The 25,473-nt window shown below is 40.7% G+C and carries 22 protein-coding genes and 1 pseudogene; 6 read left to right on the top strand and 17 right to left on the bottom strand.

Annotated elements, in window-relative coordinates; genetic code table 11:
• Nucleotides 1–24 precede the first annotated feature (24 nt).
• The 13 genes from INF28_RS06495 to INF28_RS06435 form a co-directional block, all read right to left on the bottom strand.
• A complete protein-coding gene (locus INF28_RS06495; RefSeq protein ID WP_226392654.1) occupies nucleotides 25–648 on the bottom strand; it encodes a M23 family metallopeptidase in 624 nt (207 codons plus the stop codon).
• 247 nt (nucleotides 649–895) lie between these two features.
• Nucleotides 896–1,747 carry a class II fructose-1,6-bisphosphate aldolase gene (locus tag INF28_RS06490; protein ID WP_226392653.1) on the bottom strand — a complete coding sequence of 284 codons (852 nt, stop codon included), beginning with the start codon at nucleotides 1,745–1,747 and terminating at the stop codon, nucleotides 896–898.
• Between the two features lie 28 nt (nucleotides 1,748–1,775).
• On the bottom strand, nucleotides 1,776–2,417 hold the full coding sequence (locus INF28_RS06485; RefSeq protein ID WP_226392652.1) for a hypothetical protein: 642 nt from the start codon (nucleotides 2,415–2,417) through the stop codon (nucleotides 1,776–1,778).
• A gap of 4 nt (nucleotides 2,418–2,421) precedes the next feature.
• Entirely contained in the window at nucleotides 2,422–3,240 is an 819-nt protein-coding gene (locus INF28_RS06480; RefSeq protein WP_226392651.1) for a DNA-3-methyladenine glycosylase family protein, read from the bottom strand.
• Nucleotides 3,227–4,063 (bottom strand): Asp23/Gls24 family envelope stress response protein, encoded by an 837-nt coding sequence (locus INF28_RS06475; RefSeq protein ID WP_226392650.1) that lies wholly within the window; start codon nucleotides 4,061–4,063, stop codon nucleotides 3,227–3,229. Before INF28_RS06475 ends, INF28_RS06480 begins: the two co-directional genes overlap by 14 nt.
• A 23-nt stretch (nucleotides 4,064–4,086) precedes the next feature.
• Nucleotides 4,087–4,746: a redox-sensing transcriptional repressor Rex gene (locus INF28_RS06470; protein WP_226392649.1), complete on the bottom strand. Its 660-nt coding sequence runs from the start codon at nucleotides 4,744–4,746 to the stop codon at nucleotides 4,087–4,089.
• A gap of 190 nt (nucleotides 4,747–4,936) precedes the next feature.
• A complete protein-coding gene (miaA, locus tag INF28_RS06465) occupies nucleotides 4,937–5,809 on the bottom strand; it encodes a tRNA (adenosine(37)-N6)-dimethylallyltransferase MiaA (RefSeq protein ID WP_226392648.1) in 873 nt (290 codons plus the stop codon).
• A gap of 15 nt (nucleotides 5,810–5,824) precedes the next feature.
• Nucleotides 5,825–7,768 (bottom strand): DNA mismatch repair endonuclease MutL, encoded by a 1,944-nt coding sequence (mutL, locus tag INF28_RS06460; protein WP_226392647.1) that lies wholly within the window; start codon nucleotides 7,766–7,768, stop codon nucleotides 5,825–5,827.
• Nucleotides 7,769–7,784: 16 nt separating this feature from the next.
• Nucleotides 7,785–10,406 (bottom strand): DNA mismatch repair protein MutS, encoded by a 2,622-nt coding sequence (mutS, locus tag INF28_RS06455; RefSeq protein ID WP_226392707.1) that lies wholly within the window; start codon nucleotides 10,404–10,406, stop codon nucleotides 7,785–7,787.
• 134 nt (nucleotides 10,407–10,540) lie between these two features.
• Nucleotides 10,541–10,930: a YlbF family regulator gene (locus INF28_RS06450; protein ID WP_226392646.1), complete on the bottom strand. Its 390-nt coding sequence runs from the start codon at nucleotides 10,928–10,930 to the stop codon at nucleotides 10,541–10,543.
• Between the two features lie 2 nt (nucleotides 10,931–10,932).
• Nucleotides 10,933–12,351: a tRNA (N6-isopentenyl adenosine(37)-C2)-methylthiotransferase MiaB gene (gene miaB, locus INF28_RS06445; protein ID WP_226392645.1), complete on the bottom strand. Its 1,419-nt coding sequence runs from the start codon at nucleotides 12,349–12,351 to the stop codon at nucleotides 10,933–10,935.
• Nucleotides 12,348–13,481: a ribose-phosphate pyrophosphokinase gene (locus tag INF28_RS06440; protein ID WP_226392644.1), complete on the bottom strand. Its 1,134-nt coding sequence runs from the start codon at nucleotides 13,479–13,481 to the stop codon at nucleotides 12,348–12,350. Before INF28_RS06440 ends, miaB begins: the two co-directional genes overlap by 4 nt.
• A gap of 71 nt (nucleotides 13,482–13,552) precedes the next feature.
• Nucleotides 13,553–14,983 carry a nicotinate phosphoribosyltransferase gene (locus INF28_RS06435; RefSeq protein WP_226392643.1) on the bottom strand — a complete coding sequence of 477 codons (1,431 nt, stop codon included), beginning with the start codon at nucleotides 14,981–14,983 and terminating at the stop codon, nucleotides 13,553–13,555.
• Between the two features lie 253 nt (nucleotides 14,984–15,236).
• Here INF28_RS06435 and INF28_RS06430 point away from each other — a divergent pair, with 253 nt between their 5' ends.
• The gene (locus INF28_RS06430) at nucleotides 15,237–15,611 is read left to right on the top strand and encodes a NusG domain II-containing protein (protein WP_226392642.1); all 375 of its coding nucleotides are present in this window, start codon (nucleotides 15,237–15,239) and stop codon (nucleotides 15,609–15,611) included.
• A gap of 60 nt (nucleotides 15,612–15,671) precedes the next feature.
• The gene (locus INF28_RS06425; RefSeq protein ID WP_226392641.1) at nucleotides 15,672–16,184 is read left to right on the top strand and encodes a Gx transporter family protein; all 513 of its coding nucleotides are present in this window, start codon (nucleotides 15,672–15,674) and stop codon (nucleotides 16,182–16,184) included.
• A 48-nt stretch (nucleotides 16,185–16,232) separates the two neighbouring features.
• On the opposite strand, the gene INF28_RS06420 is transcribed toward INF28_RS06425, so the two are convergent.
• The 3 genes from INF28_RS06420 to INF28_RS06410 form a co-directional block, all read right to left on the bottom strand.
• A complete protein-coding gene (locus INF28_RS06420) occupies nucleotides 16,233–16,592 on the bottom strand; it encodes a sensory rhodopsin transducer (protein ID WP_226392640.1) in 360 nt (119 codons plus the stop codon).
• Nucleotides 16,593–16,605: 13 nt separating this feature from the next.
• Nucleotides 16,606–17,946, bottom strand: coding sequence for a sodium-dependent transporter (locus INF28_RS06415; protein ID WP_226392639.1), 1,341 nt, complete (start codon nucleotides 17,944–17,946; stop codon nucleotides 16,606–16,608).
• 154 nt (nucleotides 17,947–18,100) lie between these two features.
• Nucleotides 18,101–19,414: a cation:proton antiporter gene (locus INF28_RS06410; protein ID WP_226392638.1), complete on the bottom strand. Its 1,314-nt coding sequence runs from the start codon at nucleotides 19,412–19,414 to the stop codon at nucleotides 18,101–18,103.
• Between the two features lie 272 nt (nucleotides 19,415–19,686).
• Between INF28_RS06410 and INF28_RS06405 the strand changes: the two genes are divergently transcribed.
• Both INF28_RS06405 and INF28_RS13150 read left to right on the top strand, forming a co-directional pair.
• Complete coding sequence (locus INF28_RS06405) at nucleotides 19,687–20,748, top strand: copper amine oxidase N-terminal domain-containing protein (RefSeq protein WP_226392637.1); 1,062 nt, start codon at nucleotides 19,687–19,689, stop codon at nucleotides 20,746–20,748.
• Between the two features lie 196 nt (nucleotides 20,749–20,944).
• A pseudogene (locus tag INF28_RS13150) lies at nucleotides 20,945–21,457 on the top strand (IS256 family transposase); the annotation flags it as partial.
• Nucleotides 21,458–21,951: 494 nt separating this feature from the next.
• Here the strand turns inward: INF28_RS13150 and INF28_RS06395 are convergent.
• Nucleotides 21,952–23,697 carry a discoidin domain-containing protein gene (locus tag INF28_RS06395; protein WP_226392636.1) on the bottom strand — a complete coding sequence of 582 codons (1,746 nt, stop codon included), beginning with the start codon at nucleotides 23,695–23,697 and terminating at the stop codon, nucleotides 21,952–21,954.
• 185 nt (nucleotides 23,698–23,882) lie between these two features.
• On the opposite strand from INF28_RS06395, the gene INF28_RS06390 reads away from it, so the two are divergent.
• Together INF28_RS06390 and INF28_RS13075 are read left to right on the top strand one after the other, a co-directional pair.
• On the top strand, nucleotides 23,883–24,971 hold the full coding sequence (locus INF28_RS06390; RefSeq protein ID WP_404815150.1) for a transposase: 1,089 nt from the start codon (nucleotides 23,883–23,885) through the stop codon (nucleotides 24,969–24,971).
• Between the two features lie 9 nt (nucleotides 24,972–24,980).
• A complete protein-coding gene (locus tag INF28_RS13075; protein WP_404815149.1) occupies nucleotides 24,981–25,340 on the top strand; it encodes an integrase core domain-containing protein in 360 nt (119 codons plus the stop codon).
• Nucleotides 25,341–25,473 lie beyond the last annotated feature (133 nt).

Here is a 25,473-nt window from a genome sequence, read left to right as displayed (position 1 = left end):
GAATATTCTCAAAAAACTTTTGTATCAATAAACACCATAATCCATCGGATTCTGATATTCTCCATCTGCTTTAATTTCAAAATGAAGATGCGGACCCGTACTGTTTCCTGTACTTCCCATATATGCAATTAACTGACCTTGCGCCACACGCTCCCCTTCTGTAACCAAAAGTTCGCTGCAATGGCCATACGCAGTCTGATAACCGTTTTCATGATCAATCACAATATAATTACCGTAACCGCTCACCCATCCGGAAACAATCACTTTTCCTCCGTCTGCCGCGAGGATTTCTGACCCGTTTTCACCACCAATATCAATACCCGTGTGCTGTCTGCCCCAACGGGAACCAAATTCAGAAGTCAAAACTCCTACAGCAGGTTCTATAAAACTTCCGCATGCCACAGTAGGATCCTCACTAGGCTCTGGCACTTCCGCAGAAGCCGGAATCGTTTCCGATACAGAACTTACGATTGAACCTTTTTCATCATATACAGCTTGTGCTACAACAATCCTACTCTCATCTTCCTTTTGCTTGGGGGCCATGCCGAAGCAGCTCCAAATCCAAACCGCTGCCCCAACCACAGCCGCGCCTTTTACTGCATTGACCGCAAGTTTTTTCCATGTTTTTTTCTCTCTGTAATAAAGCAAGATTTCATCTCCCACTCAAATAAATTTTATGACGGCAAAAGCCAATCATTAAATTTATATTACAGATGTATCAATTTTAAACTACTCTGAAAAAAAAATCAAGGGCTTTTCCTAATTTTTTTCTGATATTGTTAGTTTCGCACCAAAAAAAAGCGTAAAATTTGTCAAAGCGTAAAAAACTCTGTATATTTTTGCAAACGCAAAAAAGGACCGCGCCAAAAGCGCGGCCTTGTCTTGCAAGTAAATTTTATGCTTTTCCGTTTGAGCCAAACAAACGAATCTTTTCAATTACTTTTGCTTTCACGTTTTCCCGTGCCGGTCCGATATACTTTCTTAAGTCAAACAAATCCGGCTGCTGCGCAAAGATTTCGCGGTTCTTATCTGTATAAGCACAACGCAGTTCAGTATCAATATTAATTTTATTCACACCGAGCGCAATAGCCTTTTTAATACTCTCCTCGTCTACGCCAGATGCGCCATGAAGAACAATCGGCATTTTCAAATCATTTTTTATAGTAGCCAGCCGATCAAAATCCAGCTTAGGAATTCCTTTATATTTTCCATGTGCGGTACCGATCGCAATCGCCAGATAATCTACCTCGGTTTCTGCCACAAATTTTTTAGCTTCTTCCGGATCGGTGTACATAGCATCTTTTTCATCAACACTGATATTGTCTTCTACTCCGCCCAGACGGCCCAGTTCTGCTTCTACAGACACACCGCAAGCATGCGCAGCATCTACTACTCGCCGGGTTACTTCAATATTTCCTTCCAACGGATGATGAGAACCGTCAATCATGACAGAAGTCCAGCCATTTCTGATACACTTCATGGCTACTTCAAAACTGCCACCATGATCCAGATGAAACGCCACCGGCACCTTTACCTGTTCTGCTGCATAGCGAATCATAGCAGACAGATAACCAATACCCGCATAGGAGAGCGCCCCCTCAGTAGTTTGAACAAACACCGGAGACTTTTCCTCTTCTGCCGCATTGACAACAGCCTGGAGCATTTCCATATTCACTACATTAAATGCTCCTACCGCATAGCCATTTTTATGCGCATGATCCAAAATTTCTTTTCCTGTTACTAACATTGCAGTACCTCCATAAATATATTATAATTTATTTTTTATTCATAGGTTTATCTGACAAACATATCTTCTCTATAGCCTGTGCGGCAAGAATTTTTTCATAATCTGAAACGTCGATGCAGGTTTCCCGCTGACAATGCAGACATACCATATGTACCCATCCATCCTCAAATCGAAGCTGAATCTGAGGCCGATCACACATACAGGTCAAATTCCCGCTCTGACCCAACTGCTTAAAATGCTCAAACAAAGCTACCAACTGTGTCATCACTTCAATTTGCTCTAAATCTTCCGCGCCCGTCTCATCTTCTTCTAAATCTTCTTCATCAAGATAAAACTCCTCTGCTAAAAGTGCTTCTATTTTTTCTTCATCCCCCACTGCCAAAATCAGCTCGTCTGTTTGCGGACACCGAAATTCCCGCAAATGCTCCAGCCAAAACAAACCACGTTTTACACGAAACACATGCGCACTGCAACAATCCAAACAAACTGCCTGTATGTGGTATTCGGATCCATCACCTGGATGGAAAGCTGCAAATACCTGATGGCAATGATCGCATAAAATTTGGTGTCGCTGGCTGTCTGCGAACGCAAAAGCTGAAAGTTCCTGTATCTGTATTTTTCCGCAGGAGGGACACTGGAAACCAATTGATGTTTTACTGTGTATAATCATATTATTATCCCTGTATCTTTCCGGCATGATTCCGGTAGTAATAAAATAAATACTGTTGTGCAAATCCTCTGTAATACCCATATTTCTGCTGCGCAAATTCCTGTGTACTACGTTCTGGCGTCTGATATACCTGTCCCATAATACGCCGAATCCAAACATCTTGTGGAAAAACATCATAACAGCCTAATGCAAACAATAAAATACAGTCTGCAACTTTTCTTCCTACACCTTTGATTTGCATCAGTGTCTGTCGTGCTTCTTCTGCAGAAAGCTGCTGCCATGCAATACTGTCAGCATGTGACGCCATAAAAACGGCCGCATCCATAACATAACGATCCCTATAGCCCAGCTTCAGTGCGGCCAAATCACTGCATTTAAGTCCCGCAATACATTGAGTTGAAGGAAAAGAATATAAAATTTTATCTTCAAAAGCGATTGGTTCACCAAATTTTTTGCATAGCCCTTCAATCATTTTTTTAATACGCGGAATATTATTATTCGCTGAAAGAATGAAGGAAATCACTGTTTCCCACAAATCCTGTCTTAAAATCCGAAGACCTTGTCCATAATCAAGACATGGTTCCAAAGTGGGATCCTGTTCCAGCAAAAAAGCTTTCATTGCAGAATAATCCATATCCAAGCAAAAATAACTTCTCCAAAAAGCGTTGTCTTCTTCAGGGCATTCCAATCTTCCATCGCGAATTCGGCAGGCTCTTCCTCCGGCAATACCCACATATCCTTTATCATCTGCTGTCCAGCGAAAGCACTGCCCGCATTCAAAAGTTGCCTTGGGAGAAAATTCATGATTTTTAAGGCATATCATGATTTTCCTCCCGTTTAATATTCAATGTCTTCACGTTCACATGAACCCAGCGTACTGTAATAGCCGTAAATTCTTCCACCGCAGTTTTAATACGCTCTGCTGCCAAAGCCGCCTGATAAGAAACCCTGCAGGGGAAATTAACCGAAACATCCACCTCCAGCATCAACCTTCCACCAGGTGTAGTAGAATGCCTAATTCTCAAAACCTTATGAATGCTTGGAAGCCGCATTGCTTCATAGGTACATATATCAGAAATTGCTCTTGCCGAAATCTTATATTCACCCAAATAACTATAAGCCGGCCGCATTACCGTCTTTTCTTCTACAATAGTCTGTCCTTTCTTCTTAAATAGCAGCATCAAGGGATCTGTAAAATAACCAGAAAACTGCCGCTTTAATTCAAACGTAGGTACAGGAATAACATGTTTTCCCTGCTTATTCCTCATCTCTGCAGCAATTTCCCTCTCCTCCGGTGTGGAAACATCTTCAATATGAATTATTTTTTGAATTTCACCCAGCCGTAATGCATCTGCAATCTTATACACCATTTTTTCACTGGTTCCAATAATCAATATGGAATCCACATGATGCTCCGCAATCGCTTTTCGGACCGAAGCGGCATGCTCCGGATCACTAAAGACTGCACAGCGTACCGATGCAACCTTAGTGGGCTCCCGCTTAGCAGATTTTCCTGCAACAATCTTATTATCCGAGATCAAAAGTCCATCATCAATAATATATTCAATTTGATTTTCCCTGGCAACCCACATACTATGATGACTTTTGCCGGTTCCTGATTTACCTACCAATGCATAAACTTTCATATCGAATCCCTCTTTGATTCAAATTAAACCTCTGATTCCTGTTTTTTGTCCTCATTCTGATCATGTTCCAGCAATTTATAGGATAGACGCATCAGGCTATCACTTAAATGCACGTTTTCCACCGCAACATCCTCCGCAGTCGAAAGTTCTGTATAAGAAAAGTTCAAAAATGCGCGAATCCCATAACCAATCAGTTCTTCTGCCACTCCATGAATCACCTGCTTGGGAACAGCCAAAATGGCCATTTCCGGGTGATGCGTATCGATAAATTCTTTAATATTTTTGTAATCCATAATGGTATAACGGGTCAGAGTCGTACCAATTTTTTTAGGATCAGTATCAAAAATCCCTATCAGCCGAAAACCTCTGGATTCAAATTTGGTATTAATGGCAAAAGTACGCCCCATATTTCCCGCTCCCACCAGGACAGCGGTATATCCACGATCTAATCCTAAAATTTTTGCAATTTCACTTTGCAGTGATTTTACATTATAGCCATAACCCTGCTGTCCAAAACCTCCAAAGCAATTCAAATCCTGCCGTATCTGTGAAGCGGTAACATGCATACGCTCACTGAGTTCTTTTGACGAAATCCGCTCTATTCCACTGCTAAGCAAATCCGTCAAATACCGATAATACCGCGGCAAGCGGTTAATGACCGATGCCGACACCTTTTTTTCCATTTTTCTCGCTCCTTGGGCCGGGACATCTCCGGCAAGCCTCTTTGTTAAATTACTAACAAAATTATAACACAAGGATTCTTATTTGTACAGAGATTTTCTTAAAAAAAGTTTCAACACTCCGCACAAATTTCATACCTAAAGTACATTTGATTTATTATTTTTTATGAAATGGTCCCAAAAAAAGACAATTTCAACGCTGTATCCAAATAATATCTGAATTTCTGCGGAACCAAGTCATTTGCCGTTTTGCATACCGTCTTGATTCCCTCTTAATCGAGTCTACTGCTTCTTCCAAAGAGCAAAAGCCATCAAAGTATTCGGCAAGTTCCTTATAGCCAATGGCCTGCATGGCTGTAGATTTTCGGCTGACACCCATCTCCAAAAGCCGCCGCACCTCGTCTAAAAGTCCACGATCCATCATTTGATCCACCCGCAGATTAATTCTCTGATACAATTTTTCCCGCTCCATTTGCATACCGTAAATTGTTGCTTGATACACGGGCTCCTTTCTCGCTTTTTTATCCGCCTCTTCCTTGGTCATTCCTGTGGTTTTTATAATTTCTAAAGCACGAATGACGCGTTTTAAATTATGAGGATGAATGGCTTCTGCAGCTTTTGGATCCTGCTCTAAAAGCAGAGCATAGACTGCATCGTTTCCTTTGACTTGCGCAAGCTCCTGCAGTTGATGCCGATATTTTTCGTCTTTTTTTTCTTCTGAAAATTCAATCTGATTTAAAATACTGTCCACATATAGGCCGGTACCGCCGCAAAGAACAGGTAATTTCTTTCTTTCTAAAATATCATTAATACAGACTCGTGCATCACGCACAAAATCGGCCACACTATAATCCTCTCTTGGGTCCACAAAATCAATCATGTGATGCGGAATATTCTGCATTTCCTCTTGTGTCGGCTTTGCTGTACCGATATCCATATACCGATAAATCTGCATAGAATCACAGGATACAACTTCACCATTGTATTTTTTAGCCAAATTGATAGCATATTCTGTTTTGCCGGAAGCAGTAGGGCCTACCACACATACAATTTCTGGTTTTTCCAACTTCTATCCCTCCTGCTATAGCTTCCGCTTAAACATTTTTTCAATTTCAGTTTGGGTAAACCGTACAGATATCGGCCTGCCATGCGGGCAGGTAGTGATTCCCTGCGCTTCTAAAGACTGTACCTTTGAAAGTAAATCCTGCATTTCTGGAAGGCTCAAATGATGATTCGCTTTGATGGCATATTTACAAGAAATCATATCCAATGCCTTCTCTTCAAAATTCGCTATCGGATGCTTGATTTGTTCCTGCAATGCATCTGTCAGCTCTAAAACTAACTCACTAATGGCCTTGTCATCTGCCGCAATCGGAGAGGCATGTACAATCACATCATTGGTTCCAAAATCCTCAATTTCAAACCCAAAGTCCGAAAAATATTTCAAATTTTCCATAACCACCAATTTTTCTGATGGCTCTAAGGTTACAATCACAGGGGTAAGCAGCATCTGGGAAAATCGTTCCTGCGCAAAATATGCCTTTTTCAATTTTTCAAACCGGAATCGTTCGTGGGCAGCATGCTGATCAATCAAACACATGGTATCTTCGGTTTGATAAATCAGATATGTATCAAATACCTGCCCGATAATGTTTTTCTCCGGCACGTTGTAACCCGTTGTCTCTGGTTTTAAAACGTCTTCCATACTTTGCTGCTCCGGCACGGACAATTCCCGCTCGGGATGGCCAAAAACACGCTCTTCTGATTGTGTAGTGAAGTCTTCTTGAACCGGCAGCGCCGGAATGACTGAAGATTCCTCCCGAAAACGCATTGTCCTTTCCGGTTCTTTTTCAATTCGTTTCGGTATCGTGTTTTCCATAAACTGCCGAACAACGGTCCGATTCACGCTTGCATGTGCAGCGTCGCGAAACTCATGTGGATTCTGTATTTTTTCTCCGTCTGTATACCGAACAAAATTTTCAGGCTTGGGCATTTCCGTTTTTTGTACCGCAAGCACTTCCTCGCGTTTTCCTTTTTCTCCGGCACCAATCGCATTTCTGACCGCATGATATGCAATATCATAAAGCTGTTTTTCATTGGCAAATTTTACCTCTGTTTTTGCCGGATGCACATTAACATCGACCAGTTCTGCAGGCAAATCCACGCTAATTACAAAAAACGGGAATTTTCCAACCATCATGTTATTTCGAAACGCTTCCTCCACCACCTTGGCAATCACATGATTCTTCACATACCGGCCGTTAACAAACAGCGTCTGTCTGGTCCGGTTACCTCTGGCAAGCTCTGGCTTTCCCACCACACCGCTGATGTGTATACCCGATTCCGTATAATCTACTGGAAGCAGTGCTTTTGCATGATCCAGCCCGTATATTTTCAAAATTACGCTGGCAAGCTTTCCATCACCAGTAGTCGTGAAGATTTCTTTTCCGTCACAGGTATAGGAAAAAGCAATTTTCGGACGCGAAAGCGCAATTCTGCCCAGTACATCTGCAACATACCCCGCCTCTGTAGAATCCTTTTTTAAAAACTTCATTCTGGCAGGGACATTGGCAAAAAGATTTTCTACCATCATGCTAGTTCCTGTACCACAGGCAATTTCTGATTTTTCCTCAGAAATTCCATGTTTCAAACGCAGATAAACACCCTCTTCTTCCTCAGGTGTTTTTGTAATGACCTCCACTTCCGCTACAGCACAGATACTCGCTAAAGCCTCCCCTCGAAAGCCCATAGTAGAAATCCGGTATAAGTCATCGATCTGAGAAAGCTTACTGGTGGCATGCCGCAAAAACGCAGTTTCCACCTGTCCGGCAGGAATACCGCAGCCGTTATCTGCCACACGAATATACTCCACCCCACCCTTACGGATCTCCACCTGGATACGATCCGCTCCGGCATCAATCGCATTTTCTACCAGCTCTTTTACTACCGCAGAAGGGCGCTCTGCCACCTCGCCCGCGGCAATTTTATCCGCTACCGCCTGATCTAATACCTGAATTTGATGCATACACGGATCTCCTTTCTTATTGATTCTTCGCTTTTGCCTGCAAATCATAAAGTTTGGTCAGCGCCTCTACTGGCGTGATAACATTTAAATCAAGAGCTTTCAGTTCCGTCAAGACAGGATTTTCCGCAGCACCTAAAAAATTCATTTGGGCCTGGTTTCCGTTCTCCTCCGGAATTTTTGTATGTATTTTGGCATCCTGTACCTGGCTCTTTTCCTCACTTTCCAAAGAAGCGACGATTTCTCTTGCGCGGCGCACTACTGATTTTTTCACGCCCGCCAGAGCAGCGACATCTACGCCATAGCTCTCATCAGCGCCACCGCGGATAATTTTACGCAGAAAGCTGATACTATCACCACGCTTCTTTACTGCAATACAATAGTTTTTTACATTTGGAATTTTATCTTCCAGTTGGGTAAGTTCATGATAATGCGTCGCGAACATCGTCTTAGCGCCGCATTTTTTGGAATCTGCCATATATTCCGCAACCGCCCACGCGATTCCAAGTCCGTCAAAAGTGCTGGTACCACGCCCAATTTCGTCTAAAATTACCAAACTCTTGGAGGTTGCATTATCCAAGATATAGGCTACTTCGTTCATTTCCACCATAAAAGTACTCTGACCTGCAGACAGATCGTCAGATGCCCCTACCCGGGTAAAAATACGGTCTACAATTCCAATTTCCGCCTGTCGGGCAGGCACAAAACTTCCCGCCTGTGCCATCAGCACGATTAAGGCTGTCTGCCGCATATAAGTGGATTTTCCCGCCATATTGGGTCCAGTGATAATAGCCACCTGATTTTCACGGTTATCCAATATCACATCGTTCGGAATAAAAATATGGTCTTTATTCAATTGCTCTACCACCGGATGCCTTCCGTCTTTAATTGAAATTTTATCTCCCATATTGACTTCAGGCATCACATAACCATTTTTCTCAGCTACCGCAGCAAAGGAACAAAGTACATCCACCACAGCAATCGCTTCTGCTGTTCTCTGAACTCGGTCAAAAGCCCGACCCACCTGATCTCGTACCTGACAGAAAAGCTCATATTCCATATCCACACTCTTGGTGCTGGCATCTAAAACTGCTTCTTCCACTTCTTTTAATTCAGGTGTAATATATCTTTCCGTATTGGCAAGGGTCTGTTTTCTGATAAAATAGTCGGGAATTTTATCGGCATACATCCGCGTAGCTTCCACATAATACCCAAAAACTTTATTATAACCCAGCTTTAACGTCTTAATCCCTGTTTTTTCCTTCTCCTTTTCTACCAATTCATTTAAAATTGCTTTTCCATTTACCATCAAATTTCTGGTTTTGTCCAATTCCTCATTGGCTCCCGGAAGGATCAATCCACCGTTTCTCAAAGTTGCCGGCGCATTTTCATCAATAGTGGTATCAATCAGCTTTGCAATATCTTCAAGCACATCCATATTTTTAAGGCATTGTCGAAGAAGGCTTGCCTGGCAGTCTTCCAAACATCTTGCAATATCCGGCAGCTGTTGAAGCGAAATTTTCAATCCCGTCAAGTCGGCACAACCAGCATTTTTATACACAATTCGGTTAATCAACCGTTCGATATCTGCAATTTTTTTCAGCGCTTCCACTATTTCTGCTCGAAGTAGAGGGTCTTTGACTAACTCATCCACCGCCACATGCCGGTTTGCAATTGCGGCACAATTCATCAAAGGTGCGGTCAACCACTTACGAAGCAAGCGGGATCCCATAGACGTCCTGGTTTTATTCAGGACATGCAAAAGGCTGCCGCGGCTGCTGCGCTCCCGCAGCGTCTCCAAAATCTCCAGATTCCGCAGGCTGTACATATCAAGCTGCATATTTTCTGCATCCCGGTCTACTTCAACCTGTTTTAAATTTTTCAATTCCGTTTTCTGGGTTTCCTCCAAATACAAGAGCAAAGCACCAATGGCACAAACACAGTTTGGCTTGTCCTGAAGGGATGCCTCCTGTAGGCTTCCAAATTGTACCGTCACTTTCTTTTTCGCCGCTTCCTCTTCATATGCCCAATCATAGTAATTCCGAACAACACCATGGGTCCGATCCCGAATTTCCTGTACTAAACCAGTATTTTCATATGCCCGCAGATTCATAATTACTTCAATGGGCATAAACTTTGCAAGTTCGTTCATAACCGCACAGGTAAAATTCTCTTTTGCAAGCTCCTTCGCTGTACACTCTCCGGTAGTAATATCCACAAACGCAATACCGCTTCCATTTTCCCCTACACACAAAGAACAAAGATAATTATTCTTATTGGCATCTAGTGCAGCAGAATCCATTATGGTTCCGGGCGTCACAACCCGAATGACCTCACGCTTTACAATTCCCTTGGCAGAAGCCGGGTCTTCCGCCTGCTCACAGATTGCCGCAGAGTATCCTGCGGCCACCAGCCTGGCGACATAACCATCTACCGCATGAAAGGGAACTCCGCACATAGGAGCCCTATCTTTCAGGCCACAGTTTCTTCCGGTCAGTGTAATGTCAAGCACCTTAGAAGCAATCATGGCGTCATCAAAAAACATTTCATAAAAATCTCCCAAACGATACAGCAAAATACAATCCTTATATTCATTTTTGACCGCAAAGTACTGCTGCATCATTGGCGTCAGCTTATCCATTTCGATTTCCACCGCCATGTCATATCATCTCCATTCCACATTTACGTATGTCCATCTACAAGAAAACCGCAGACCGAATATGCGGTCAACGGTTCTTCATCCTGTGGAAGTTCACAGGGATTTGCCTTTTCCCATCAATGACAGCCAGAGCAAGAGGCACAAGACCCACTACAGCCGCCGGAACCAGAAATTGCATTTCGGATGATCTGATCCATCTGAGAGAGCACCTGATCCAGAGTCTGGTTTGCTTCGATATATTCTCGGATAACCGGGTTTTCAGCAATTTTGTTAAACTCCTGCTGCAAATATTCATTGATTTCCCGAGCCTCCTCAGCAGAAGGCTGACGGCCTTCTAGCGCCGCCATTTTCTCTTCCCGTTTATCATTATAGCTACTGATCAAATCCACGGCGGTTTCATCCGCTGATAAAGCGCGGTTTGCTTCATCTGCCCGGGCTTTCACCTGGCTGTGTGCTATCAGTTCACCCAGTTCTTTTGCCTTTTCAAATATTCTTTCGCGATCCATAATTACGCTTCCTCACTTTCTATTTCACCAAACAAAGACCATGTTTGGCTTTGTGTAATTCTCACTCGCACAAACTTTCCTACAAGAGACGCATTTCCCGGGAAATTCACCACCTTACCGCCTTCGGTCCTACCGGTCAGATTCTCGGAATTATTTTTACTGGCGCCTTCAACCAAAACTGTCACCACTTTCCCATGGTATGCATCATTTTTCCGTCTGGAAATTTCATTTTGCACCTGAAGCATTTTTTCAAAATTCCGATGTTTCTCCTCTTCTGTCATCACATCCGGCATTTGTGCCGCAGGCGTTCCGACTCTTTTAGAATAAATAAAGGAAAAGATGGTATCATACTGCACCTTTTTTAAGATAGCAAGGGTCTGCTCAAAATCCTCATTCGTTTCGCCGGGAAAACCAACAATAATGTCTGTAGTCAAAACAATATCTGGCATTTTCGCCCGGACTTTATCCACCAACTCCAGATATTCCGCTACTGTATATTTGCGGTTCATTGCCCTTAGAATACGATCCGATCCCGATTGAACCGGCAAATGCAGCTGCTTACATATTTTGGGTTCTTCCGCCATGGTATCGATCAACGCATCTGATAAATCCTTGGGATGAGAAGTCATAAACCGAACCCGCTCAATTCCCTCTACGCGGCACACTTGCCGCATTAGGGAAGCAAAATCAATCTCTTCCTCCAAATCATTGCCATACGAATTCACGTTTTGCCCCAAAAGCATAACTTCCCGATACCCTTTGGCTGCCACATCGCAAACATCTGCCAGTATATCCTGTATTTTTCTGCTGCGTTCCCTGCCTCTGACATATGGGACAATGCAATAAGTACAAAAGTTATTGCATCCGTATATAATGGGGATTCTAGCAAGCGGAGGCATATCCCTGCGGCTTGTAATTCCCTCCGCAATTCGTCCTTCCTCATCTGCAATTTCAAAAATTCTCTGGTGCTGCAAAACACTCCACAGTAATTCTGGAAAACGATACAATGCGTGGGTGCCAAACACTAGATCCACATGGGTATATTTTTTCCGAATAGTTTCTGCAATATGCGCCTGTTGCATCATACAGCCACAAACGCCAATGACCATCTCCGGACGGCGGCGTTTGACATGTTTCAAAGCACCAATGTTACCGAAAACACGCAGTTCTGCATTTTCCCGTACTGCACAGGTATTATACAGCACAAGATCCGCCTCATCCGGCTCACTGCAGAACGAAAATCCCATCTCCTCAAGCATACCCATCAGCCGCTCTGAATCACTAGCGTTCTGCTGACATCCATAGGTTTCCACAAAAGCAGAAGGCTTTTTCCCTTGCTGGCAGTAAAACATATGAATTTGCTGTATAAAATTTTTTTGCGCCGCCATTTCCTCGGCACTAACTAATTTTGATTGTCTCATAATTGATTCCTGTATTTATTCAAAATTTTCTCAATTCTTGAAATCGGTGTCAAAAGATCACTGATAGACTTTTCTTCATTCAATGTTTTGATCAGCAAAGCTATGTATTTTGACATGTCCACTTCATGATACCAAGGCGCCTGAAGCAGTTCTGGCCTCCGGTATACCAAATTCGTGGTGAAAACTGCATCAAACAGGCCTTCCTCATATGCCTGGTTAAATTTTGAGATTCCCTCTGTGAACAATCCGAAAGTGGCAAATACCAACACACGTTTGGCTTTTCTCTTTTTCAGTTCTCTGGCCACATCAATCATCGAATCACCAGAAGCGATCATATCATCTACTACAATGACGTCTTTTCCTGCCAGATCATTTCCCAAGAATTCATGTGCCACAATAGGATTTTTTCCATCAATGATAGTGGAATAATCGCGGCGCTTATAAAACATGCCGAGATCCATACCCAGCACTGAAGAATAATACATACACCGCCCCATAGCGCCCTCATCAGGAGAAATGATCATAGTTTGATCTTTATTCAGGATAATGCCAGAATCATAACGCAAACATGCTTTGATCATCTGATAGGTGGCATGTACGTTTTCAAAACCATTAAGAGGCACCGCATTTTGTACACGAGCATCATGGGCATCAAAAGTAATAATATTATCTACGCCCATATTTTCCAGTTCCTGCAAAGCCAGCGCACAGTCCAAAGACTCACGTGCTACTCTTTTGTGCTGACGACCCTCATAAAGCATAGGCATAATAACCGTAATTCGTTTTGCCTTGCCACCCATAGCAGATATTACGCGCTTTAAATCCTGATAATGATCATCCGGACTCATAGGATGCTCTTTTCCGTACATGCTGTAGGTTACACCATAATTAAAGGCGTCCATGACAATATACACATCATACGTACGGATTGAATGCATAATCATCGCCTTCGCTTCCCCTGTACCAAACCGCGGGCAGGTAATCGGAATAATAAAAGTATCAATCTGATTGTCATTACCTTCATTAAAATTCTGCAAATGGCGATTAATTTTACAGGTAATCTCTTCACAGCCTTTCATTCCAATAACACCCAATCGTCCTAAATTATAAGATTCAATTGCGCTCTCCATTTTTTAATCCATCCTTTCACTTGTAAAACTTTTATCTCATGCGCGCTGCGCTTTTTCTGTCAATTATTCTGTCAAAAATTATACGAAGAAAGCATCTTGTAACGAATATCCCATAATTTCTGTGATAAATCCACATAATATTCATGCGGATTTTCAAAACGTTTCACTTCATCCCAAATGGTATTTAAACGGTCTTCACAGTAAGCCCGAATTTCCTGAAGGGAAGGAGAATGATAAACACAATTTCCTTTTTGAAAAATGGGGACTTGTAGCTCCACCGCTTCAAAATTGGTAATCGTCTTCCTTTTCCATGTATTTCTAGGATCAAATATCTCATAGGGTTTTGAGGTATCAATGGTTTCATCAAAGGTAGTCAGTACATCTGCAATCGCCATACCAGTCTCTTTGGAATAAAGCCGGTATACTTTTTTAAAATAAGGATTCGTGATCTTGATAACGTTTTCACTAATTTTAATTTTAGGCTGAATCTTCCCATTTTCTTCAACAGCCACCATCTTATACACACCGCCAAATACTGGCTCGGACTTAGAGGTAATTAACCGTTCTCCCACACCGAAAGAATCAATTTTAGCGCCCTGAAGCAAAATATCTCTTATAATATATTCATCTAAAGAATTAGAAACCACTATTTTAGCAGTCTTCCATCCTGCATCGTCCAAAATCTTCCGACATTTCTTAGTGAGATATGTAATATCTCCGCTGTCAATCCGAACACCGCAATTGGTAATTCCCAAAGGCCGCAGCACCTCATCAAAAACTCGGATTGCATTTTTCAGTCCACTTTTTAAAACATTATAGGTATCGATCAATAGCGTACAATTATTAGGATAGGCTTTTGCATATGCCAAAAACGCCTTATACTCAGTATCAAAAGACTGCACCCAGCTGTGCGCCATGGTACCAAGCGCGGGAACGGAAAACAACTGATCGGAAATGGTACACGCTGTACCAACCACACCGCCGATATATGCAGCTCTTGCGCCGTATATAGCACCATCGTAACCCTGCGCCCGCCGAGAGCCAAACTCCATGACCGGAATATTCCCCGCCGCACGGACAATTCGATTACTCTTTGTGGCAATCAGACTTTGATGGTTTATCGTCAGCAAAATCATAGTTTCTACAAATTGTGCCTGAATCAGCGGTCCTCTTACCGTCACGATCGGCTCATTCGGAAAAATCGGCGTCCCTTCCGGAATCGCCCAAACGTCACAGGCAAATTTAAAATTAGACAAATACGTAAGAAAATCTTCATCAAACATATTTTTCTGCCGCAGGAAGGCGATATCCTCTTCTTCAAATTTCAAATTTTCAAGGTATGCAATCAGTTGCTCTACACCGGCCATAATCGCAACGCCAGCCCCATCCGGTGCTTGACGGAAATACATATCAAAATAGGAAATTTTATCTCCCATTCCCTCTTTCAGATATCCATTTGCCATGGTCAATTCATAAAAGTCTGTCAGCATGGTATAATTCATACTTCCAAAGCCTTCTTTCTTTATTAAAACAAATTTCTTAATCCAAATCAAAAAATCTACGCAAGTAGTATATCATAAAATGAAATAAAAAAACAAGCATTTCTAATAAAAACTTGACAAAAATCCTCAAAATCGGTATGATTCAGTAGTAACGGTAATTTTTTTGCAAAACATGCTTTTAAATTTGTGTATTTTAACGAATCTTTACCGTTTATTTACAAGTTTTTAACACAGAAGAAAAGAGAGGACGTCTATGCGAGCCAGTCATTGGATTTTATTTCTCAGCAGCATTTTTCTGCTTTGCACCATCGCCATTGGGATTAGTAAATTTGCAAGTCCCCAGTCAGCACAGGCAGAAATTTATCAGGAAGGTATCTTGATGCAGACCATCGACTTAAGCTCGGTAACCGAACCAGAAAAAATTACACTTACATCCAAACTGGGCGAAAATATAATCCTTATTGAACACGGGCAAATCTCTATGTACTCTTCCACCTGTCCGGATCAGCTTTGCGTACATCAAGGCATCATTAAAAATGGGATTTATCCTATTGTATGTCTTCCAAACCAGGTCGTTATCCAGATAAAAAGCAGTAATACAGCCTCCCCCGATGCCGTGAGCCGATAAACTAAGCCGCTTGCAAATCCCAATAATTTTCGCTACACAGCGACCTATAAGGAGATTTTTATGAAACTGAAACATCTTACATTTTGCAGCGTGTTGACCGCCATCGCACTTTCCATTTTTATTATAGAAGCACGGCTTCCCGGATTGATTCCCGTTCCAGGCATTAAACCGGGCCTTTCTAATATTGTTACACTGTTTGCCCTTCTTTTCCTTTCTCCTAAAGAAGCGGTCTGCATTTTACTGGCACGCATTTGCCTGGGCACACTGCTGACAGGAAGCCCACTCATGCTCATCTATAGTCTGTCGGGTGGACTCGGCTGCTTTGCCATTGAATATCTCCTGATTTGCAGACAGGGCATGCGTTATATCTGGGGAATCAGTGCAGTCGGCGCCATGGTGCATAACACCATCCAAATACTTGCCGCATGTCTCATTACACAAACGATATCGGTTGTCTGGTATCTGCCGATTCTTCTCATATCCGGTATTTTCACCGGGCTTTTTACCGGTCTTTGCATTTGGTACCTGAACCAGCGTTACGGCCAAAAAGTCCGCAACTGGCTAACAAGATAATTGTGCAATGTAAAACTCCCGAAACGGATAAATCCGTTTCGGGAGTTTTTAATATGCAATCGTTGTCATCAAAGTCATTTCTGGCTGTGATACATCCATCCGGCTATGCTGCACCACAATAGGCACATCACTTTTTATCAGTAATGCATAAGGCTTCTCATAAGGAATCTTTTCTCCTATATCATTGGTAATTTTATCTAAGCGAATATGATTGGTTCTGTTATTTTCACACACTGCCCGAAATCCGCTGATGGGATCCTGATCCTCAAAATAAACTGTAATTTCAATCTGCGCCGCTTTACCGGAAACATTTAGAACACAAACTGCTTCATGACTTTCAAAGTTTCCCTTCTGCGTATGATTCATGTAACCATCCGCAATGACCCAAACTTTTTTGCCAATCTCCAAAATCTTTCACCTCTTACAATGTCAATAATCCAAACGCACTCAAAACTGAACTGATTAATATTGCCAAAATAAATACAGGTGCTACATAACGGACAATACCAACATACATCTTTTTTCTGCGAAAACGCGAAGACAATTCTACCTCTTTTTCGATGGTATCCACACCAATAACATATCCTACAAATACACAGGTTAAAAATGCTCCAATAGGCATAAGCACTGAATTTGTAATAAAGTCCATAAAGGTTAAAATATCCATACTCATTATCTTCACATTTTGCCAAAGCCCAAATCCTAAAGACGGAGCAATACCTATCAAAATACCCCACGCGGCAATGACACAAGAAGATGCTTTTCTGCTCAATCTAAATTGATCACACAAGGTAGAAACCAGCGCTTCCATAATTGAAATAGAAGAAGTCAATGCGGCAAACAGTACAAGCAGGAAGAATGCAGCACCCACCACACGCCCTAAAGGCATGCTGGAAAATACCTGTGGCAAGGTCACAAACATCAATCCAGGACCCTGGTTCACTTTACCTCCAAAAGCAAATACTGCAGGAATAACCATAAAACCTGCTAAAATTGCAATTCCAGTATCAAAAATTTCAATTTGGCCTACTGATTTTTCGAGATCGTCTTCTTTACGAAGATAAGATCCATAGGTAATCATAATACCCATTGCTAAAGACATGGAATAAAACATTTGCCCCATAGCCGCCAAAATCATATTCACATTCATTTTCCCAAGATCAGGCACTAAATAATATTTTACACCTTCCAGTGCACCAGGCAAACATACAGAATAAATCGCAATGGCTACGGTCAAAATCACCAAAAGGGGCATAAGAATACGGCTTGCCGCCTCAATCCCTTTTTTCACGCCTCGAACGACTACCCCCATTGTAGCCAGTACAAACAAGATCTGCCATATCATTGGTTCAATAGGCTGCGCAATGTATTGATTAAAAAAGTTCTCACTCTGCTCCACCGAAGGATTCTGTCCCATGAGGAATACAATCAAATATTTACAAACCCAGCCGCCAATCACACTATAATACGGAAATATAATAAACACAACGGCAACAGCAATCCATCCAATAAAACGGTATTTTTGATTCAGTGAGGCGAAAGCACCGATAGGACTTTTGCCAGTTTTACGTCCGATGGCAATTTCAGTCAACATAACAGTAAAACCAAAAGTAATGACTAAAATCAAGTAGGTCAACAAAAACATACCACCATAATTTGCCGCCAAATATGGAAACCTCCAAATATTTCCCAAACCAACTGCTGATCCAGCCGCGGCCAATACAAATCCAACCTTACTGGAAAATTTTCCTCTTTCGTGCATATTTTTTCCTCCCTTAAAAATCGCATTTTAAACTTTATTAAGCCCCAAAAATGCTAAGAACGGCCGCCTGTCTTTATCTACAGGCGACCTAAAATATATTTTCTATTATTATACCACAAAGAACAAGTAAAAGGCAATAGGTTTCCCTGTTTTTCTACTTGTTTTTTGTTTTTGCTTCCGCTTGTCTAATTTGCTCTTTCATGTCCTCATGTCTTCGAAGTGCTTCTTGCGTCATATGCTCTAAGTAGCCCTTTTCCTCAAACCGTTCCACCAAAGCACTTTCCATCATTGGCTCACTTTGCCGTGCTGCCTGGTATTTATAAACCATCTTTAGCATAATCGGTGTCAAAATCGTCGTTGCCACTACCATAATAATCACCGGTGCAAAAAATTCATTAACCATAAGTCCCAATGTTGCGCCTTTGCTGGCCACAATCAACGCTACTTCACCTCGCGAAACCATGCCAACCCCTATTTTAGTAGCTTGGAGATTTGTATATCGGCATAGTTTAGCTCCCAATCCACATCCGATAATTTTGCTCACAATAGCCACTAATGTAAGCAAAACAATAAATAGTACAAGCGTACCATTCATATGATCAGCTGTTACTTTAAGTCCAACACTTGCAAAAAACACTGGCGAAAGCAACATAAAAGATATAGCATCAAAACGTGCCTGCATATAAGTTGTATGCCGGTTATTGGACAGAATCAAACCTGCTACAAAGGCACCCGTAATATCGGATACACCAAAAAAACGTTCTGAACAATAAGCCATCAACAAACAAAAGGCAAAAGCAAGAATTGGAAACCTTCTTAAATCCTTAGTATATCGATTGAGCCATGGAGTAATTACCTTATAAAAAAGCAAAGCAATGCACGCGCAGAATACAAAAAAGCCTAAAATTTTCAATCCTACCACAGCAATGCTGACGGAAGGATCCGCAAAACTGGTGATAATTGTCAATGCAATAATTCCCAGCACATCATCAATCAAAGCAGCGCCTAAAATCGCATTCCCAGACTTGGTGGATAACTTTCCCAATTCTTTCAATGTTTCTACGGAAATACTAACCGAAGTCGCTGTAAGTATAACACCCACAAAAATGTTTTGCAGCATAGTCATAAAATCCGTAGCCGGATGAAAGACACTTGCCAAAGCCCAACCGCCTAGCAGCGGAACAATAACACCCATAACAGCAATTACTGTTGAAGCCGCACCACACTTTTTTAGTTCCTGTACATCGGTTTCCATTCCCGCATTAAACATTAAAACTATAACACCAATTTCTGCTATACTACTAATCAGACTCGTTTCCCCAATCCATCCAAGACATGCTGGGCCAAGAATCAAACCAGCCAGCAGAGCGCCAACTACCTGGGGCATCTGTATACGCCGAGTTAAAAGGCCTAAAAGCTTTGTGCTGAGCAAAATGATTGCAATGTCCAATAAATATTTAACATCCATTTCTTTTTCCCTCTTTTCTCATATCCAAAACCAAAATTATTATACTACATATGTTTTTACAAGTCTACTACAATTTCCGCCAATAAATCCTTAGTTTTTTCTTTTAAATTCGTTGTTTCATCACATATGTATTAATATATTTCCTTATTTTTCCTCTTTAGAATAATTAGATTATATTTTGAAAAAAAGTTTTTCTGTAAATATCATTGCATTTTAACGTATTTTGTGATACACTACGAATCAAGAATATATATGGTAAGGGGGAATATGTTTTGAAAAAAATATTCTGCAAAATTACAGAAAATTGTCTAATGATTCTTTTGGCTCTTTCAATTTTATATGTATCGGCATGGGCCGATAATCCTGTTCCTACCAATATTACCATTTGGCTTAACGGAACACAAATTCAAAGCGATGTACCGCCTATTTCCGAAAACGACCGTACCCTGGTACCGTTTCGTGCCATTTTTGAAGCAATGGGAGCCGAGGTATCTTGGACTGAGGAAACGCAGACTGCGTCTGTCACATTGGGAGAGATTACTGTCGAAACTACTATTGACACGCCCACCTTGAAAAAAAATGGTATTGCAATTGCGTTAGATGTTCCTTCACGCCTGATCAATGACCGCACCATGGTCCCGGTTCGCGCAATTTCTGAAGCACTGGATGCACTCGTCGATTGGAACGAAGATGCCCAGCAGGTTTTAATTACTTATCCAATTCCCGGACTTCTTACAACGGAGGATTCGCAGCTTCTAGCAGCAAACAGAGATCAAATCCGTTATGAATTTGAACAGTCTTTTTTAGTAACGGAAATGAATCAATATTCCAACGACTTCAGTAATATATTTACAGACAATCTTGTCAAGACGGAAAAAATTTTCTCCGGCCGTTGGCTGCTTCTCTGTGACCAATATATTCTTTCCATCATGGATCAATCGTCGGAAAATTATGCAATAGATGATTTAGATACCCAAGTCCTGCTAGCCCGCATACGACAAACGCAAAAGGAAGCCGGTCTGCTGTTTGAGGATTTATACTCTGTCAGCAAGGAAAAATGCGGTGGAAAGGATATTATTCTACTCACCGGCAAAGGCCCGGAAAAATATTTGTTGGGGACCATCGGAGCGATCACACAGGACACAAATGGTATTTTTCACCTATATCTGTTGGCAGCCGACATGGATAATCGGTATTTCTTCTGTGAATCCACCGGACAAGCTCGTCTAAACTATGGAATATGCCAAAATAGCAAAGAAGCATTTTTGGATTTTTTGAACAAAGTTCAAAACAATGAGTTACCCTTGCAATCTTCAACTCCCATAAATAACTGATAGACAAAGATATATTTCTACACTGTTATTTTTTAATAAGATTAAGAAAAGGGCGGGCTTGCCGAATTTTCGGTGGGGCCGTCCTTGTACATTATCAAAAATTCCAAAAATATTAGGCTTTACCAACTTGCGTAAATATAAATATAGATCAACACTAAAAAAGTATACACAAAGAGGCAATCAATATATGATATAAAAACTGCGTAGCTCCTATGGCAAAATGCCGATTGAGGTTGCACAAGGATTTTGAGCCTCGGATTGTGCAAAAGCGCAAAACAGGATATATCCGAGATAGAAAGAAAAATCATAGCAATATCAGCAAAGGGAATGACCACCAGACAGATTTCAGCCATAATAGAAAAAATTTACAGCTTTGAAGTCAATAAAAGTATGGTAACGAGCGTATCAAACAAGATATTACTGCAGATAGAAGAATGGCAAAATCGGCCTTATCTGCGGTATATCCGATCGTTTTCATTGAGGCAATCCATTTTTCAGTTCGTGATGAGCCTATTCTGCACACATCATTCTTGGCGTCAATGACAAGAGGTGCCAGTAAATACTAAATATAACAATTGGCAAAAATGATAGGTCAAAATATTGGCTGGGTATGCTGAATGACCTGAAAAACCGGGGAGAGCAGGATATTCTAATATTATGCGCAGATGGGCTTAGCGGTATAAAAGAGAGCATAACTGAAGCATATCCGCAAGCGAGATGATAAAAGCAAAATGCGCTTTCTTTTCATAAACTTTATGTTGTCGTATAAAATGACGCCGGATTCATCGAGAAACCGGCGTCATTGCTTGCTTTTCCCGCAATCGCTCTTTACCGTACCTTCGTACGCCGACGAAAGCGATTGCGGAAAATCTAACTTCCTTTTTCGGCATCTGCCAGCGTGTCGATACTTTATCGACACGCTGAGGCGGGAAAGCCAGGAATTGGCTTTTCTGCTCATAAATTATAGAATTTTATCATAGAAATTTTATTTTACAGGAAAACACACACGCCCTTCATTTCCCGTTTTTTGAAGCCTTTTTCTGCCTTTTTTCTGGGAGCACACAGTTTCCTTCATTCCAAAGCCAAGGATTTTTCTTCTGTGATAATCTCATAAAGGATTCATAAATTTAAAAAGAAAAATCATCTTTTCAATCTTACCACTATTGAGTACCTTATTGCTTTGTTCATCCCTTTGGAAATAACTTATTTCAGTATACATGGCATATCCATAGGTATCATATTTTTTTCTGTCCACAAAAAAGAGCAGATTTCATATTGAGAATCAGCTGGTTTTTGAGTATAAACCTGTATTTCACTAATAGCCATTTGTCTTCCGTCATTTATCAACTCTTTCTCAGATTCTCTCTGCGCAATTCTGAGAAATCGAGCATTCATTGTATTAAATTCATATTCATAAGTTCCACCTATCGTAATACCTTCTATGCTTTTGACTATTTCCCAATCAATTCCGTTCTCTGAGATAAGAATATCAAATTTTTTAGGATAATTGTTTGTTGGAAAGCTAAGATTGACATATCCAACCTGATGTGTCGTTCCCAAATCTAATTGGAGCTGCCATACCCAGGTGGCAGGAACTGCAAAAGTGTTATAATCCCCATCATTTACATTAGTAACATAATTATTATTAGAAGCATCTCCAAAATAGTCATTCCCATCACCTGTCTTGAAGGAAGGAATCGCACTTAATGCCCAATTATTGTTTACAAAACTATCCAATCCGGTTTTATCCTTATCAACATACAAATCAACAGAATATGTATGATTTCCTTCCGAAAATGAAAGCATATCACTCATTACCATATTTTCCAATATGCCACTTTCTTTGTGATACAGACCCGCAATTATTCTTCCCTGATATCCTAATTCAGAAGAAATCGTTTTCTTTATACGTACATTCCCGGCAGCTATAGAAGTCAAAAGTTGCTCCTCGCCCAAGTTGTTCACTAAAAAGAACTCTGTGGATGTCTGTTCTGAATTGTAACACTGAATATCTGAGATATACCATACATTTGGTAATGTATCTGCATTGGTTAAAACAAATTTCACATATCTTACTTGATATAGATGATCCAACTCTACAAACAGACCTTTTTTTCTACCATTTCCACTATAATGTGCGGCAAGAGTATAATCTTTGTCATTTGTAGAAACCCAAATATCCATTTCGCGCGGAGGAGAAAAATCCACTGCTTTGCCACACTCCATAGAAATGGCATTAATATAGTTAAGTTCCCCCATATCCAGTTTAAACCATCTTTCATGCACGGCATTACCATCTACAGAAGCATCCTCACTTAACCAATAATCTTCCGGATCTGCATTGATAGCATAATCCGGTGTCAACCAACTAAAAGAGGGGTGCACCGAATATGCCGTGGCACTCCATCCGGTTCTGTCTAAATTTATGGAAACCTCTCTAAATTTTTTATTGGAAATAATGACATCTTTAATGCTCATCTGCCGCAATTCTGATGTCAAATCTTCCTCAGATTCATTATCTCTAATTCTAACATACCGTGCAGTAACAGGCTCAATTTCAAAATCATAAACTCCACCCGTTGTATTATCAGAAACCTCAATAATTGGCGTCCAATCTAATCCATTATCCGAAACAGAAATATCGTAAATTTTAGGATAGCCTCCAAAAGAAACACTAATATAACCAAATTGTATAGGCTTTCCCAAATCCAATTTTAAAGACCACGCCCAGCAACTAGGAGCTGCTTCCGTATTCTTATCTTCATCGATTGCATTTTCCGGATATGATTGTCCTGATGCCTGTGACCATTCATTACCCTTGCTGTCAAGAAAACACACTGTTGCTTCAGAAGCATAATTGTAATTTTCCGCAGCGCAGACATTGATTACAGAAAAACTAATTAGCAAAAAACAAATAGCCATCCATGAAATTAAATAAATTTTTTTCATTTCTGATCCTCCTTTTGTTTTATGGTAGTGTCAAATAGACACCCCGTTTTTTATTTTAAATTTCTTTAAAATCGTTGATTTTATGAGGTTTTTGCTTTTTTTGCATAAAAATATAGCAATAACCCCCCTTTTATGGTATAATTGTATCGACCAAAACACAAAAACAAAAAGGAGATGTTATTGCTATGAATACAATTATACACTATTTACTGATACAAAATCAATGCCTTTTGCAAATTATTTTGTATCTTTTTGATTTTATTTGTAAATATATCCCTCTTAAACAATGGGTTTTTGATGATTCTAATTCTCCTAAGTATCAAAAATTCAAAGTTGATGAACCGCCCATCATTATCCAACGTGAAGTTTGGTTTTACAAGGACTTCATTTCTTATATTAAATGGCGTTACGGTTATGTTATAACCCCTGTCAAACGCCGTTCTCTTTGTGATATTCCTGATGATTGTACTTGCCCATACTGTAAAGCTCCTAAAGAGTATCTTTACAAGAACAACGGTTCGCACAATCAGATTTTGTGTAAAGTTTGTAGCAGAAAATTTCAAACTCATGCTAATGAACTCTCTGGCAAAATTATCTTGCGCTGTCCTCACTGTTCTCATACGCTTGCGCATAAGAAAGACCGTAAACACTTTGTTATACATAAGTGTACTAATCCTAAGTGTCCTTATTACCGTCATAATCTTAAAAACGTTGACAAGAAACATATTAATGAGCCTTTCGGCAAAAACAAATACAAGCTGCATTATATCTACCGTGAATTTACTGTGGATTTCTTTAAGATGGATATTTCATCTTTGCCTAAAAACTCTTCCTCTCTAAAATTCACTAAGCATAGCTCTTACATAATGTCACTTTGTCTTACTATGCATGTCAATCTCGGACTATCCTTACGTAAAACTGCTCAGGCTATTAAAGACTTATACAATATTAATATATCTCATCAACAAGTCGCTAACTATGCCCGTACAGCTGCGTTAGTAATCAAGCCTTTTGTAGATAATTACGATTATGAGCCCTCTAATACCATGACTGCTGATGAAACATATATCAAAGTTCGCGGTGTTAAAGGCTATGTCTGGTTTATTATGGACGCTGTTAAACGCTCCATACTTGGCTATCAAGTATCTGATAACCGCGGTGTAGGTCCTTGTATTCTTGCTATGCGCATGGCTTTACGTAATTTCAAGGAAAAACTTCCTGAGAAATTTAGATTCATTGCAGATGGATACAGCGCCTATCCGTTAGCTGCATAGCAATTCTTCATGAAATACGGTGAAAGCTTCAAATTCAATATTACACAAGTTATCGGACTTACCAATGATGATGTAGTATCAAAAGAGTTCAGACCTTACAAACAAATTATTGAACGACTTAACCGTACTTTTAAAGCTTCTTACCGTGTAAAATGTGGCTATGATAATTTTGACGGAGCTAATTACAATCTCGCATTATGGGTTGCATATTACAACTTCCTGCGTCCTCACAGCATCAACAATTTCAAAGTGTTGAACAGTGTTGAAGTGCTTGAATCTGCTGACACCATGCCCGATAAATGGCTACTGCTCATTTATCTCGGTCAAAAAACTATCCTGAACCTTCAAAACAAAGTAGCCGAAGGCTGATCTGTTCTTAGATTTTGAGCCAGAGGCATGAAACAGTCACAAAATCGTAGATTTTGCTTGCCCTTGACAGTGTGGCGAATAAATGCTACACTGTTATTTGCGACGCCAAAATTATGATCTATTCTTGAGTTTC

The sequence above is a fragment of the Ructibacterium gallinarum genome (genome assembly GCF_014982785.1).
GTDB lineage: Bacteria > Bacillota > Clostridia > Monoglobales > Monoglobaceae > Ructibacterium > Ructibacterium gallinarum.
The sequence above is the reverse complement of the archived record's forward strand: the minus strand, read 5'-3'. Positions and strand labels throughout refer to the sequence as shown.

What these genes read in the sequence shown, in the direction of transcription:
- INF28_RS06490 (WP_226392653.1), bottom strand. Translation starts at nt 1,747, where the DNA reads ATGTTAGTAACAGGAAAAGAAATTTTGGATCATGCGCATAAAAATGGC.
- INF28_RS06485 (WP_226392652.1), bottom strand. Translation starts at nt 2,417, where the DNA reads ATGATTATACACAGTAAAACATCAATTGGTTTCCAGTGTCCCTCCTGC.
- INF28_RS06480 (WP_226392651.1), bottom strand. Translation starts at nt 3,240, where the DNA reads ATGATATGCCTTAAAAATCATGAATTTTCTCCCAAGGCAACTTTTGAA.
- INF28_RS06475 (WP_226392650.1), bottom strand. Translation starts at nt 4,063, where the DNA reads ATGAAAGTTTATGCATTGGTAGGTAAATCAGGAACCGGCAAAAGTCAT.
- INF28_RS06470 (WP_226392649.1), bottom strand. Translation starts at nt 4,746, where the DNA reads ATGGAAAAAAAGGTGTCGGCATCGGTCATTAACCGCTTGCCGCGGTAT.
- mutL (WP_226392647.1), bottom strand. Translation starts at nt 7,768, where the DNA reads ATGCATCAAATTCAGGTATTAGATCAGGCGGTAGCGGATAAAATTGCC.
- mutS (WP_226392707.1), bottom strand. Translation starts at nt 10,406, where the DNA reads ATGGATAAGCTGACGCCAATGATGCAGCAGTACTTTGCGGTCAAAAAT.
- INF28_RS06450 (WP_226392646.1), bottom strand. Translation starts at nt 10,930, where the DNA reads ATGGATCGCGAAAGAATATTTGAAAAGGCAAAAGAACTGGGTGAACTG.
- miaB (WP_226392645.1), bottom strand. Translation starts at nt 12,351, where the DNA reads ATGAGACAATCAAAATTAGTTAGTGCCGAGGAAATGGCGGCGCAAAAA.
- INF28_RS06440 (WP_226392644.1), bottom strand. Translation starts at nt 13,481, where the DNA reads ATGGAGAGCGCAATTGAATCTTATAATTTAGGACGATTGGGTGTTATT.
- INF28_RS06435 (WP_226392643.1), bottom strand. Translation starts at nt 14,983, where the DNA reads ATGAATTATACCATGCTGACAGACTTTTATGAATTGACCATGGCAAAT.
- INF28_RS06430 (WP_226392642.1), top strand. Translation starts at nt 15,237, where the DNA reads ATGCGAGCCAGTCATTGGATTTTATTTCTCAGCAGCATTTTTCTGCTT.
- INF28_RS06425 (WP_226392641.1), top strand. Translation starts at nt 15,672, where the DNA reads ATGAAACTGAAACATCTTACATTTTGCAGCGTGTTGACCGCCATCGCA.
- INF28_RS06415 (WP_226392639.1), bottom strand. Translation starts at nt 17,946, where the DNA reads ATGCACGAAAGAGGAAAATTTTCCAGTAAGGTTGGATTTGTATTGGCC.
- INF28_RS06410 (WP_226392638.1), bottom strand. Translation starts at nt 19,414, where the DNA reads ATGGATGTTAAATATTTATTGGACATTGCAATCATTTTGCTCAGCACA.
- INF28_RS06395 (WP_226392636.1), bottom strand. Translation starts at nt 23,697, where the DNA reads ATGAAAAAAATTTATTTAATTTCATGGATGGCTATTTGTTTTTTGCTA.
- INF28_RS06390 (WP_404815150.1), top strand. Translation starts at nt 23,883, where the DNA reads ATGAATACAATTATACACTATTTACTGATACAAAATCAATGCCTTTTG.
- INF28_RS13075 (WP_404815149.1), top strand. Translation starts at nt 24,981, where the DNA reads ATGAAATACGGTGAAAGCTTCAAATTCAATATTACACAAGTTATCGGA.